General features: G+C 61.4%; 9 protein-coding genes. 4 read left to right on the top strand and 5 right to left on the bottom strand.

The window, feature by feature from the left end:
- The 3 genes from PLL20_19310 to PLL20_19300 all read right to left on the bottom strand — a co-directional run.
- Positions 1 to 338 (bottom strand): inositol monophosphatase family protein (locus tag PLL20_19310; protein ID HPD32147.1); only part of this gene is annotated, 338 nt, incomplete at its 3' end.
- Positions 328 to 2,445: a hypothetical protein gene (locus PLL20_19305; GenBank protein HPD32146.1), complete on the bottom strand. Its 2,118-nt coding sequence runs from the start codon at positions 2,443 to 2,445 to the stop codon at positions 328 to 330. The genes PLL20_19310 and PLL20_19305, both read right to left, overlap by 11 nt.
- Positions 2,446 to 2,475: 30 nt before the next feature.
- The gene (locus tag PLL20_19300; GenBank protein ID HPD32145.1) at positions 2,476 to 3,483 is read right to left on the bottom strand and encodes a glycosyltransferase family 2 protein; all 1,008 of its coding nucleotides are present in this window, start codon (positions 3,481 to 3,483) and stop codon (positions 2,476 to 2,478) included.
- Between the two features lie 292 nt (positions 3,484 to 3,775).
- Here PLL20_19300 and PLL20_19295 point away from each other — a divergent pair, with 292 nt between their 5' ends.
- The gene (locus PLL20_19295) at positions 3,776 to 5,542 is read left to right on the top strand and encodes a hypothetical protein (protein ID HPD32144.1); all 1,767 of its coding nucleotides are present in this window, start codon (positions 3,776 to 3,778) and stop codon (positions 5,540 to 5,542) included.
- Positions 5,543 to 5,565: 23 nt separating this feature from the next.
- Here PLL20_19295 and PLL20_19290 read toward each other — a convergent pair whose 3' ends face one another.
- Positions 5,566 to 6,849 (bottom strand): hypothetical protein, encoded by a 1,284-nt coding sequence (locus PLL20_19290; GenBank protein ID HPD32143.1) that lies wholly within the window; start codon positions 6,847 to 6,849, stop codon positions 5,566 to 5,568.
- 185 nt (positions 6,850 to 7,034) lie between these two features.
- Between PLL20_19290 and PLL20_19285 the strand changes: the two genes are divergently transcribed.
- The 3 genes from PLL20_19285 to PLL20_19275 all read left to right on the top strand — a co-directional run bounded on the left by PLL20_19285 (position 7,035) and on the right by PLL20_19275 (position 12,119).
- Positions 7,035 to 8,855 (top strand): cellulase family glycosylhydrolase, encoded by a 1,821-nt coding sequence (locus tag PLL20_19285; protein ID HPD32142.1) that lies wholly within the window; start codon positions 7,035 to 7,037, stop codon positions 8,853 to 8,855.
- Between the two features lie 61 nt (positions 8,856 to 8,916).
- Positions 8,917 to 11,199, top strand: a complete 2,283-nt coding sequence (locus PLL20_19280; protein ID HPD32141.1) for a sulfatase — start codon at positions 8,917 to 8,919, stop codon at positions 11,197 to 11,199.
- Between the two features lie 128 nt (positions 11,200 to 11,327).
- Positions 11,328 to 12,119, top strand: coding sequence for a glycerophosphodiester phosphodiesterase family protein (locus PLL20_19275; protein HPD32140.1), 792 nt, complete (start codon positions 11,328 to 11,330; stop codon positions 12,117 to 12,119).
- Positions 12,120 to 12,633: 514 nt separating this feature from the next.
- On the opposite strand, the gene PLL20_19270 is transcribed toward PLL20_19275, so the two are convergent.
- Positions 12,634 to 12,846 (bottom strand): hypothetical protein, encoded by a 213-nt coding sequence (locus tag PLL20_19270; GenBank protein HPD32139.1) that lies wholly within the window; start codon positions 12,844 to 12,846, stop codon positions 12,634 to 12,636.
- Between the last annotated feature and the right edge of the window lie 348 nt (positions 12,847 to 13,194).

Below are 13,194 nucleotides of genomic sequence, written 5' to 3'. Positions count from 1 at the left end.
ACCGAGACCGTGAATACTGGAATCGCTCGAACGTAATTCCGGGTGCCATCGATGGGGTCGATGACCCAGCAACGTCCAGAGCGTGAAACGGGCTGGTGGACATCCGGCCGAGATTGAATCTCCTCGGTTATCACGGCGTCCTGAGGATACAACTTGGCGATGGACGCCAACAGAGCATCCTGGACCGCATGATCGGCGTCGGTCACAGGAGACTTGTCGTGCTTGCGAGTCACGTCAGCCCTCCCGAGCCGTTCCAGGGCAATTCGTGCCGCCGCCTTGATCCAGCCAAAGGACTCCCGTCGCAGTGCTTCGTATTCCTGATTCACGTCAGTAGTCAATATAGTTTCGCCATCGCATGTAATCGTGGAGCCACGAGGACGTAAACGGGCGGTCGGTGGCTCTGACGTCTTCATCGGGCCTGGGCAATCCCCAGAACACGGACAACAACGACACGAACAGGCACAGATAGCACAACCACCGCCCGACTCGCCGCTCCGCCAGCGGCCCGATGCCGGCAGGCAACATCAATAGCCACAACGGGATCATCCAGAACATCCAGCGCGGCCCCTGGCAAACACCCGCATAATTGTGCGTGCGGAATGTATAAAACAAGAGCACCGCAAGGAACAGGAACAACGTTCCGGCGGCCAAAAGCGAGTGTTTCTGGTCGGGTTCTCCAAGGTACATTCCCAGGTTCACGACCAGCAGGATCGCGATGAACGCGAGGAAGCCTCGGCCCCACAGCAGGTCGGCCGCCTGATCAATCGCCGCGACGGGATGGCTCACGGCCGTCTTGATGCATGCCAGGCCGAGCTTGAAGTCCGCCCACCAGCGAGTGAACCGAGAGCCGTCGGCAGAATCGGCAGAAGCGGCCGACACGTCCCCCGCCATGGCGTGCGTTGACGCAACCCGGGCCGCGTCGGGCCTGGGCCACGATAGCGAGGAACCTCCGGCATCGGCTTTCCACAGAATTGCCGCAGCAAGGAAGATCGCCGCCAACACCACTGAGGCAAGGACCGCCCGCCTTGCTCGTATGCCGGCCATGTGCCGTCCGATGCCGATCAGGCTCAGAACGAACAGCGGCGTCAGACTGAAAAAGCCGTGATGCCCCACCAGGAGGTGGAACATGTATTTCTGCTTCGGCTCCTGGAGAAAATCGATGCTCACGCCTCGGGGGGTGTAATAGTTGTTGGGGTGCCAGTAACTGCCATCATAGAAAAAGGGACCGTTCGGCTCGTCGAACCTCATCGGGATGGGCGTTACCGAACCGGTGACCAGGTACGTGGTGTAGAGTGACGCGGCGATGGGAATGAGCATGGCCGGCAGGCCGACGACCAGCGCCCGCCGCGGCTCTTTCCAGAACAGAGCGACAAGAATAGCCAGCGTGAGCAGAGTTGCCGGCAGTTCCAGGCCGTGGCACAGCCCGCCGAACAGCCCGGCGATGAGGAACCAATACCACTCGCGACGGCCATCATACCAGACGCGCAGCATCGCATGCAGGGCAAACATGGCACAGTAAGCGGCAACAATATGGTTGTTTAGAGGTGCGGCATATGAAGTCAGGAAGGTCGCCAAGGCCGCCGCACCCACGCAGAAGTTCTGCACGAAAGGAGAATCCGTCTGCTCGATCACCCGCTGACGAATTACCCAGATCATGATCAGGAACGGGACCAGTTGAACCAGAAGCACCGCGGCACGCATGTAGAACATGGGGTGCTCGCGAAATGTGAACGAGCCGGGCGAGGGCGTCTGGGACGGCTGCGTGCCGGCCGGCTGCGTGGCGGCTCCGGACCGGACCTCCGGCCGCGACCCCGTCAGATACTCATGGACCGAAGGCATGGCCATGATCGGTGAGACGATCTTCTCAAGCCCCATCACCACCCCGGCCACGCAGGTCGACAGCAGCGGAGGCTTGCTGGAATAGAAGTGGTCCTGGCCGTTCTTGTCCTTCACGCTGATCATGTCAACCGTCGAGAAGGGCGGGATGTCCCACACGTGGCGATAGTAGCGGTCGCCAAACTTGCGCATCAACCCCTTGATCCGGGCCTTGTCTTCCGGCGTGCTGTTGGAGTTATGTCTTGCGATGTGTTCATCGGGATCCGAGACACCCCTCTTCGACACACCCTTGATTTCACCCCAATCCGGCAGATATTCATAGGTGCCGTACTCGACCAGGTAAAAGACGGTGTTCCAACGCGAACCATCGTTAACGCAGTGCTCCAGTTTGGTTCGCGTCAATGTCGCAAAGCTAATGACCATCGCCGCCAAGATCATGAAAACAACCGTCACGTCGGTCGGCATGCGGCGCTTCGTGACCCCGGGAAGCGGGACGGGCGGCGTGAACAGGGGTTTCTCCGGGGGGCGGGTGCTGGAATCGACAACGCTGGCACCCGCGGGCGGGGTCTCTCTCAGCAACGGATTGACCGGTCTTGTTGGATCCTGCATACCATCCCTCGCCTTAAGACACGTTCCTGTTCAGCCTTGGGCCGGCTCGGTCTCGGCGCACCAGCCCACTTTCTCAACCACCTCGTACAGACGATCCAAGGGACGCTCTGCTACCACCAGCTCGGCGACCAGTCCGATGGCGATCAAGACCAGCCCAGGCGTCAGGACCAGGAGGAGCCAGGCAAGCATCGCCGTCAAGCCTCTGATCGTTTCAAACGGCCGGCCCAGCCATTCATTCAAGCGGCCGAGTTCCGACGACATCTGCCCGGCGATCACGGCAAGGAGCGGCAACATCGCGCCCAGCAAGACGACGACCACACCTGTGACACCGATAACGTGTTGCGGTCGCCAGCGGTATCGGGTCAGCGTTGTCACGGTGAGCAGATCGAGAAAACCCTTGAAGAAACGCGTCAAACCGTACTTGCCAACACCGCGAGTCCTTGCCCGGTGCAGGGTCGGAATCTCCGTCACTCGATAACCGCGGGCCGCCGAGAACACGGCAATGAAGCGGTGGAACTCGCCATAAAGCCGAAGATCCTTGGCCACTTCGCGCCGCATGACCTTGAACCCGCAGACGTGATCGTGGAGCCGGACGCCGGTCAACCATCCAATCATCTTGTTGAACACCCGAGACGGGTAGACCTTGTGCCACGGGTCGTGGCGGATGCGCTTCCAGCCGCTGACCAGATCGAAGCCTTCGTCCAGCTTGGCGAGCATACGCGGCATTTCCTCCGGGGGATCCTGCATGTCGGCGTCCATCATGAACACCAGGTTGCCGCGGGCGACGGCGAAGCCGGCCATCAGAGCCGCCGCCTTGCCGCAATTGCGACGAAACCGCAGGCCGCCGATCCGCTTGTCGTTGCGAGCAAGCGATACGATCCTCTCCCAGCTCGCATCGCGGCTGCCGTCGTCCACCAGAATAACTTCGACCTCCAGGTCATTCCGGGCGGCCACGTCGCGGATCTCAGCAACAAGCCCATCCAGCGAGTCGACCTCGTCGTACACCGGCACCACGATACTGATCAGACGTGAACCCACCGAACCTCATCCTCGCTCTTGGGCTCGCTTTCGATCACTGAAAAAGACGGCAAACGCCCGCGGAAGGTCCATTCTCCGCCAACGTACACCGGCTGGCAACCAAGCCGGGCGCAGACCTTGCCTCCTCTCAATAGACACGTCGTAACGCGGTTGGTTGCAGGCATTCCGGGCCCTGCCTATGTTATCGGACTGGTTGTGGGGCGGGCCTGTCGGGTGAATCTTCGGCCACGGGGCCGCGAAACAGCAGAAAAAAAGCGAGGATCAGAACGTTATGCTTGGGGAGGTGCTCGGCATGAAAGACGCGCTCGGAATGGCGATATGTGCATCCGTCCTGCTTCCGTTGTCAGTCAACCGCAACGCTGCCGCCGAGTTCATCGATACGCAACCTGATACTTGGGCAGCCGTTGACGGCCTTGGACGTGCGGCCCCGAACCACGACCAAGTCGGCGGCCCTCGTGCCGGCAAGAGCGTGGGTATCTTCTACTTTCTATGGCTTGGGCAACACCGGACCGAGGGGCCGTACGATATCACGCGCATCCTGGCCTCGCAGCCGGACGCCCTCGGGCGGCCGACCACCAACCCGTGGGGCCCTGAGTACCACTTTCACCACTGGGGCGAGCCGCTGTTCGGCTACTACCTCGGCGATGACGCCTGGATCCTCCGCAAACACGCTCAGATGCTCTCCGACGCGCTTGTTGACGTCGCCGTTTTCGACGTGAGCAACCAAGAGACATACCCCAAGGTCTACCGGAAGCTGTGCGAAGTCTGGATGCAGGTCCGCCGGGACGGCGGCAGGACGCCGCAGATCGCTTTTTTTGCGCCGTTTGGAGACGATAGGCGAGTACTGTCGCGCTTGTATGACGACCTGTACAAGAAGGGAGATTACGCCGACCTGTGGTTCCGTTGGAAAGGCAAACCGCTGATACTGGCAAGGAAGGAAAGCGCCCCGCCGGAGATGCAGGAGACTTTTACCTTCCGACCGCATGGGCCCGACTACTTTTCCGGCCCCACCGGCCCCAATCAGTGGCAATGGCTCCAGATCCATCCGCAGGCGCCCTACTACAACGACACAAACGAGGTGGAACAGGTTTCGGTGAGCGTCGCCCAAAACGCCAGCGGCAAGCGGCTCTGCGCCTTCAGCGAACCCAACACCTACGGCCGCAGTTGGCACGATGGCATCAAGGACGAGCGCCCGGACGCCGTGCTGCACGGCCTGAACTTCGCGGAGCAGTGGAAGCGGGCGCTGGAGCTGGACCCGGAGTTCATCTTCATCACCGGTTGGAACGAATGGATTGCGATGCGTCTGCCGGAGTTCAACGGCGTGCGTGAGCCGGTCATGTTTGTTGACCAGTTCACCCAAGAGTACAGCCGGGACATCGAGCCGATGAAAGGTGGGCATTGGGACAACTACTACTACCAGATGGTGAGCGGAATCAGGCGGTTCAAGGGCGTGCGCCCCGCGCCCACAGCTTCCGGGCCAACCACCATTCAGATCGACGGCGACTTCTCGGATTGGGCGGGCGTACAACCCGGGTTCCGCGATGATCGGGGTGACACCATGCACAGGGACCACCCGGGTTATGATGATGCAGGGCGCTATGTCAACAAGACCGGGCGAAACGACTTCGTGCTTTTGAAGGTAGCGGCGGACGACCACGTCGTCTGCTTCTACGCTCGAACCGCTTCGGTAATCACTCCGAGTACCGATCCGAACTGGATGCTGCTCTACATCAACGCCGACAATGATCTTGCGACCGGATGGGAAAGCTACGATTTCCGGGTAAACCGCAGGCTTCGCGGCCAGACGAAATCCGTCCTCGAGAAAGCGGGCACGAACGGCGTCTGGACGGCCATTGACGAAGTCCCCTATCGTGTCAGCGGCAGCGAGCTGGAACTGGCGGTGCCGCGCCGGATTCTGCGGCCCCGGGACGATTCGCCGCTGCGTCTGGGCTTCAAATGGGCCGACAACATGCAGTGTGACAACGACGTCATGGAATTCACCGTCAACGGCGACACCGCCCCCAATGCGAGATTCCAGTACGTCTATGCAATGAAGTGATCGAGGAGCGCGCCGACGGTTGCTCAGCGAGCGCCGCCGCTCCGGCAGCCGGGCTGCACCGGTTGGCACCAAGCCACCTGGAAATCGCCCGCGACCACCGGAACGTCATGTCTGGCCGTGGAAATCACCTTCGCGCGGACGTAGATTTCCTTCCCGGTGAGTTTGTACGATGCGATCGTGCCGGTCTGCTCGCTGAGGACCCGACCGATGTCGTCACTATACCTGCATGTCGGGCCGCGCTTCGGGTCGCTCGGCAGATAAGCCACGGTGTCGTCGTAGCCGGCCAGTGTGCCGATGAACTGAGTCTTGTAGCCCACGCCGGGCCGGGGTTCGATTTCGATGTCCAGCCGGTCGTCGGCAAAGCGGATGTCCTTGAGGATGACACCGGTGGAAGCGTAGAAATCGCCCCGATACATGGCCTCGATGAGGCAATCGGCCGTCAAAGCGGAGGACCGCACCACGACCCAGGCGCGACCTGGACCCGCCCCGCCGGTCGCGACGAAATTGTGGGCATCATCGGTACCCAGTCCGTACATGATCGGCAGGCCGTACTCGGCCAGCCGCTTGGTCAGCACCACGTCCCACATCCGCTCGGTCGACATGTACGTCTCGTCTCCGAGGTTGTTGACCCCAGGATGACCATTCGCAACCTCGAACATCACCGACCCTTCCAGCCTGGCCATCTGGTCGGCACGCAGCGCCCATCCGAAATTGGGATGATTCACGTGAACCAGCATCGGGTGGCACATCTGTGCCTCCTGGGCAAGAACCGCATCGACGTTGTTCTGAAGCGTCACGAAGATATCGCTGCCCCGCTGAGGCGGGATGACCGTCGTAATGCCGACCCCGTTCAGATGAACGGGTTTGCCCTCGGCGCTGTCGCTGATCTCTTCACCTTGGATCAGCAGGAACTGCCCCGGTTCCTCGAATTGAGCCTTGACCTTGTCGAGCGGCGCGCAAAGGTACTCGGTCTGGCCGTCCGCGCCCTGGCGTTTGACCACCTTTGCGTTTCCGAACGTCTCCTCGTAGATCCTCGCGGCTTCGCCTCGTCGCTTGTCCGCCGCAACCCACCTCTCACCCTCGCTGAGCACGTTGTGATCGCTGAGGACCAGGAAGTGGTAGCCGTGGTCTTTGTACCACTTGACCACCGTTTCGGGCGGGCTGTCGCCGTCGCTCCACCACGTGTGGGTGTGGGTATTGCCCTTATACCACTTCGTCACGGTCTGGGGCCCGCAGCCGGTCAACTGCGACCAGATCGCGACCGCGACCCACAACAATATCCTCATTCTGAAGGCGAAACTGCGCATGAGTGACATGCTCCTGATCAAGAAAAAGCGAACCCGGTTAACCGTCCCCAGCGTATCAGATCCGGCCTGCCTCGGCCAGCGACCTTTGGAATTGCCGCTGCTCGACTCCGCGTGTACCCTGAGAGACCATACAGGAATCGGCGCGGTGTGCAGAACAGGATTTTCGGTAAGGAGGACCTAAGGTGATGACCCGCTCATGCTTGTTCCTGTCGGCCGCCGGTGTTCTGCTTGCGAGCGCGTCTGCGTGGGCCGAGACAATCGACCGGCCTCTCATTTTCAGCATCAATCCGGTCGGCAACCGAGAGGCGGTCGGCGCACCACGACAGGGCAGTGACTTCGTCCGCTACGACGAGCTGCTTTTTCAGCGGATCAGTGAGGCGGGCAGCCGGTCGGCCCGCGTGCTGGCGAGCTGGCGGGAAGTTGAGGCCGAAAAGGGCAAGTGGGACTGGTCGAGCCTTGACCGAGAAATTGAGCTTTGCGCCAAATACCACATCGAGCCCGTGGTGCTGATCTGCAACATCCCTGCATGGGTCAGCCCGACCGGCAAGAGCGCTCACAATCATCCACCAAAGGAGGAGCACGCCGCCGACTTCACCGCCTTCATCACCCGCATGGCCGAGCGATACAAGAATCGTGCCAAATACTATGAATTCTGGAACGAGCAGAACGGCTGCAGTTGGATCAACGAGGGGTGCGACAACGCCCGGATGGCCCACACGTATCTGCCGTGGCTGCAACGGTGCTTCAAGGCGATCAAGGCCGTCGACCCCGTCGCCCAAGTGGCCATTGGCGGCCTGGACGACGCCGACGGCCATGCGCCGATCTTCGTTGAGCAGTGCTACCAACTGCGCAGGGACAAATACGACAACGCAAAACTCTGGGATGCCATTGCCGAGCATCCATACGCCAAGCGGCCGACGGAAACTACCGACGAGCTGATTCACAAGCTCGATGCGATTCGGGCCGTCGCGGCCCGGTATGGCGACGCGGGAGTGCCCATCTGGATCACCGAATACGGCTGGAACGTCGCCGAAATGGGCATCGAAGTCCAACAGCACGGCACGGCGGAGTTCCTGAAAGCCTTCAGTCGTTCCGACCAGAAGGATGTTCTCATCGCTCAACAACTGGCCATCGCCGATTTTGAGCCGGTGCACCTCGGCTTCGGCCTCTGCGACCTGAACCTGCGGCCGCGCCCCGCGTTTCAAACCTTCCAGGAGCTGGCCCGGCCAGGCACTCCTCGCCCTGTCACTCTCCGGTTCGTGCTTCAGCCGGACGGCGTCCCGGTGATCAACGGCCTAATCGCTTCGGCCTCAGAACAAGAAGACCCGCCCAGCCTGATCGAGGTCTTCAACGAAGAGGGCAAGCGTGTGATCTCGGAGAAAGGCGACCCCAATATCCTCAGCGTCGCCCTGCCCGGTCTGCCACCCGACACGCCTCTGCTGGCGGTTATCTCATCAATCGTCGGCGAGAAACAGGGTATTCCCATTGCACGTGTGCCGTTCATCGCTCCCAAAGGACTGATTCCGAACGGAGGCTTTGAAAGCTTGTTTCGAGCAGGTATTCCCTGGGCGTGGACCGTCACGGGACCGTCGATTTGCCGTGACGGCGGAGCACTCGGCAAGGAGTACTGCCACGGCGGCGGTCACGCCCTGCTCCTGGCACAGTTGCCGAGTTCGTCCAAGCGAGCTTTTGACGACCGCATCGAAGTCCCCGTCCGGGCGGCGAAAGGTGGAAGGATTCGTGTCCGCTGGTTTGCACGTTACTTCGGACCACAGGATCAGGCGGTGGCGGTCATGATGACGGCTTCTCTGTTCGACCCCGACGAAGAACGTGGGGGGCGTTCCCCGGGCAAACCGATCGGCAAGGAATGGACGGAAGTCGTCCTGGACCTCTCAGCCCCCTGCGACGGCCCGATCCTGTGCCTTCATCTAGCAAGCTCCCGCCTGCCAAAGGATCGTTGGCTGGTGGCCGTTGATGACGTATCCGTGGAGCCGCTGTCGGAATAAGCCGTCTTGCGCCAGCAAAAGGGTTGTTAACAGATAGGCGGTTCCGGGCTAAGATGTGGCTATGCGAACCGAGCCCCAAGCCACAATTCCGACTGAAAAGATGTGCGAGAAAGGCAGTCCGACGCTTAACGGCACGGCGGGTCTCGATCGCCGTGGCGACCTCGACGCTGCCCGACCGCATGCTCGCGGCGGTTTTCACACACATTCCGGCAGCTTTGCCAGCGCCGGCACCGGGTTGACTATTTGTCGGCAAATGGCTGCCGGCGGCATCGTCATGGGAATCTACGGCCTGTGGATCGCCACCGGTCGACTGCCCGACGGGCTTTCCCTCGCTACTCGCGTGGTTTCCTCTTTATGGGCCGTGGCGATCTTCGCGGCGCTGGGCATGTTCACGGGAGCGGCGCTTGCCTCGTTCGGCCTGCTGGCAGTTCGGCCGCTCAGCCAGCAGCGGCGAGTTCGCATCGCGGCGGCTTTGGAGGCAACGATCGTTGTTCCCCTCGTGCTCTGGCTCGTTCTCAATGAGTTCACCTACTCGATGACCTCTCAGGTCATCGGGTTGGCTACTCTGCGAATGATCTGGTCGATTCCGGACGCGATCTTCGAGAATGCGTGGGAAATGGGCGGGCGGTATCTGATCGCCGCCGGTGTGATGACCATTGCGGCCGCGATCGTCGTCTATCGCCTGGTCGCACGATCCATGCTTGTTTATCGGCCGAACACGTCTCAGCATGCGTCGTCGGCAGAGGCCGCGCTGGTCAAGCGGCCCCTGCGGCTGGCGGGGTCGATGTCAGGCGTTTTGGCAGTGGTTACAGGCCTGGTCGTGGTGCAACTTTGCACCCGGCCCAGCGAGGCCCTGACGACCGTCTTCAAGTCGTCGCCGCCGCTGCGGGCCTTCAACGTGGCGAGGCTGGTCATGGGCACGGATCTGCTGGGGCCTGTTCCGACCACCTTCGGCCCGGCCATCATGAGCGAAGCGGAATACCAATCCGCGATGGGCAAGCCGCGCCAACCCGCGCCGAACGTGATCCTGATCTTGCTGGAATCGGTGTCCGCCTCGGCCTTGCACTGTTATGGGTATCCCAAGGCCGACGTCAGCCCCAACATGGACAGGTTGGCTGCTGAAGGCACGCTTTTCGAACACTGTATCTCGCCGGCGTCGTTCTCGACCTACAGCGTGGTTTCGATCATGACGTCGCTGTCGATGCTGCGGGCCTCGGATAACGACCACTTTGGCGATGTGTCATTCCCGTTCCTGGGATTGCCGCGAACGCTGAAGCTTGCCGGATACGAACTGGCGATCTTCAGCAGCGGCAACGAGGCGTTCGATCGCATCAACCACTTCACGCCGCCTTCGGACTATGACACCTACTTCACGCACGATACCTGGGGCCAGGAGAAAGCCGACTGCATGCGCATGGATGACCGGCATGCGGTTGGGCATTTCGAGCAATGGCTTGCAGGCCGCAGCGACCCGCGGCCGTTCTACTGCAGCTTTTATCTGCAATCGACGCACTTCAATTATGAGGTGCCCGAGCCCTGGTTCTCGTACTACCAGCCGGTGCCGCCGCTGTACTCGAACGGCGACGGTATCATCCACATTCCGGCCGACGTCGTTCCCCTTCTCCGGAACCAATACGACAACGCGATGCGATATGGCGACCATTGGGTCGGCCGCATCCGGGAGGTGCTGGCCAAGGCCGGGGCACTGGACAATAGCGTGATCGTGATCGTCGGCGACCACGGTGAGGCGTTCATGCAGCACGGCCTGGCCCGGCATGGGGTGCATCTGTGGGAGGAGATGATCCACGTGCCGCTGATCGTATGGGTTGGCCCTGCTCTACGACAGGCGATGCCGTACGCTTTGTCGTCCCGCGTGTCCGACAGCGTCTCCAGTCTGGATATCGCCCCGACCATCGCGGGCCTGGTGGGAATTCGGCCCCATCCGAGCTGGCAAGGTGTGGACATCCTCGCACCAGGCTACAGCGGGCGCGACCGGCCGATCTTCTCCGTACTGCAGCTCACGCAATGGATGGAATGCGTGACGCTGGACAAATGGAAATACATCTACGACTTGTCCGATTTGAACCGGCTCCTGTTCGATCTGAGGACCGACCCGGGCGAGCAGATCAATCTGCTCACCCAGGAGCCGCAGCGGGCCGCCGCCCTGCACGCGATGCTTGCCGGTTGGCATACGTACCAGGTCTCCTACTACGCTCGTCGCCGATTCGACCAATACGTCGGCCGGTACGAACCGTCGGCAGACCTGATCGCCGCCTTCCACAATCGCACCCCGTGGCCGCGGCCCGGCCCAACGGCTCCCGAAGCCGTCGCCGCTCGCCAATAGAAGCCGTGCGACGGTCTTCGCGCCGCTTCACGACAAGCCTGGTCATCGTTTGTGACTCGATGCGACTTCTGGTAGACTCCCGCGTCATGAGAACGGTTTTGCCTTCAATAGCGGCTATGGGTCTGATCATGTGTGCATCTTGTACGAGCCGGCTCCCGTTAGGGTCGCCTGACAATGTCCTGATCATCGCTCATCGGGGCAATTCGGCTGTTGCACCGGAAAACACGCTTTCCGCGTTTCGCAGCGCCGTAGCGGCAGGAGCGATCTACGTCGAACTGGACGCCCGCCCCTCGGCGGACGGAACACTGTACGTTCTGCACGACGCGACGCTTGACCGCACCACCGACGCCAAGGAGGTGTTCAAGCGGGAGAAGATCAAGATTCGCGAGATACCGGACGCCGCGCTCGACAAGCTCGATGCGGGCCGATGGTTTGACGCCCAGTTTGCCGGCGAGCGCCTGCCGAAGCTGACCGAGGCCCTCGATGTGATCCAGGCCGGCTCGCTGACGCTTCTCGAACACAAGGACGGTCCGGCCGAAGACTATGTCCGCTTGCTACGACAGAAACGGCTCGTCGGCAAGCTGGTCGTGCAGAGCTTCGACTGGGAGTTTCTAAAGCAGATGCACCAACTGGAGCCTCGCCAGGTGCTCGGGGCTCTTGGTGACAAAGAACTGACCGAGGAACGACTTGCCGGCATCGCTGCCGCCGGCGTCCGGATCGTGGGCTGGAAACACACCGACCTGACCGCCCCACTGGTTTGCGACCTGCACGGTCGAGGCTACAGAGTCTGGGCCTGGACAACCAATGAGCCGGCCGACTGGCAAAGGCTTCTTGGCTTCGGCATTGACGGCATCATCACCGACCGTCCCGCCCAACTGGCAGCCTGGCTTGCTCAACAGACCGTCACCTCACACCGCTGAACCGCACCCGGCAAGGGACGATATCCGAGTTGCCGCTGTACGCTGCGGGCCCGCCGAGCATCATCTGCTTTCAGCGACATTCTGAGACTCCGATAGACTGGCCGGTTTGAAATACGTGGTCTTCTTCAGCCGGGTCTTCTCTCCTCCGAGCACGCGCCTGTCCTCTTCACTTGGGTTCTCTTCTCTCCGGGCACACGCCTGTCTTCTTCAGCCGGACCTGCCCGGGAGAACCCAGCCTTGCCGTCGCTCACCGGGGCCTGCTGCGCCTCTCCGCCCCGGCCAGTAAAGCAGCCTGCCCCAACCCTCACCCCATTCTCTGGACGGCTGATTCTCCGCTGTCAGCGGGCGGGCAAAACCGGCCAATCATGGGCGGGTTCGACGAGGCCGCCTCTTGGCTGTTGGCAACCACCGTTTCTTGCCCCAAGTGCCCTCAGCACAAGAGTCTAGGGCATTGAGGTAAGAAGCGGTCAGAGAACCGCACGGCACAGCCGAACCGGCCCGCAGGTGGCCGAATTCAACCCGCACGGCGAGATTTCTGCATTTTCACGCCGCCGCTGACAACGGGGAACGGGGTTGGGGGGATTTGAGATTTGAGGATTTGAGATTTCAGAGGGGGGAGGGGAATGCCGAAATCCGAACGACGAAAGTCGAAATCCTGATGACCAATGTCGAAACCCGAATGACCAATGAAATCCGAATGACCAATGCCCAGATACCAATGACTCATCGATGGCCCGCGTGGGCCGAGGGGCTGCGGTGTGGCGAGCCGGAATATCGACTCTGCGAGGTTGCTTGGCTGCGCAGCATTCGTGATCAATGAATGGCGACGGCGAACCCGTGCTGGCATGGATGACAGGGTCAGGCCTGCGGCAGGTCGGCGCCGTGGTTGGTCGGGGCGACTTGGCGGGGCTGTGACCTGCCCTACCTGCTTCGGGATTCATTTGGAGGCGCATGCCCACGCAAAGCCGTGGGCATGGCACCCGGCGGACCTGCCCTACCTGCTGGTGGAGGATTGCCATAGTCATGGATGCTGAATGCGGAAAGGATTCCGCAGGGGATGCGGCCCGGAAAGGAT

It is taken from the genome of Phycisphaerae bacterium, assembly GCA_035384605.1.
GTDB lineage: Bacteria > Planctomycetota > Phycisphaerae > UBA1845 > PWPN01 > JAUCQB01.
Note: the sequence above shows the minus strand (reverse complement) of the source record. Positions and strands in the feature narration are given on the sequence as shown.

Bases quoted from the DNA above. Each gene is read 5' to 3' on its own strand.
- PLL20_19305 (HPD32146.1), bottom strand. From the start codon at position 2,445: ATGCAGGATCCAACAAGACCGGTCAATCCGTTGCTGAGAGAGACCCCG.
- PLL20_19295 (HPD32144.1), top strand. From the start codon at position 3,776: ATGAAAGACGCGCTCGGAATGGCGATATGTGCATCCGTCCTGCTTCCG.
- PLL20_19290 (HPD32143.1), bottom strand. From the start codon at position 6,849: ATGCGCAGTTTCGCCTTCAGAATGAGGATATTGTTGTGGGTCGCGGTC.
- PLL20_19285 (HPD32142.1), top strand. From the start codon at position 7,035: ATGACCCGCTCATGCTTGTTCCTGTCGGCCGCCGGTGTTCTGCTTGCG.
- PLL20_19280 (HPD32141.1), top strand. From the start codon at position 8,917: ATGCGAACCGAGCCCCAAGCCACAATTCCGACTGAAAAGATGTGCGAG.
- PLL20_19275 (HPD32140.1), top strand. From the start codon at position 11,328: ATGTGTGCATCTTGTACGAGCCGGCTCCCGTTAGGGTCGCCTGACAAT.
- PLL20_19270 (HPD32139.1), bottom strand. From the start codon at position 12,846: ATGAGTCATTGGTATCTGGGCATTGGTCATTCGGATTTCATTGGTCAT.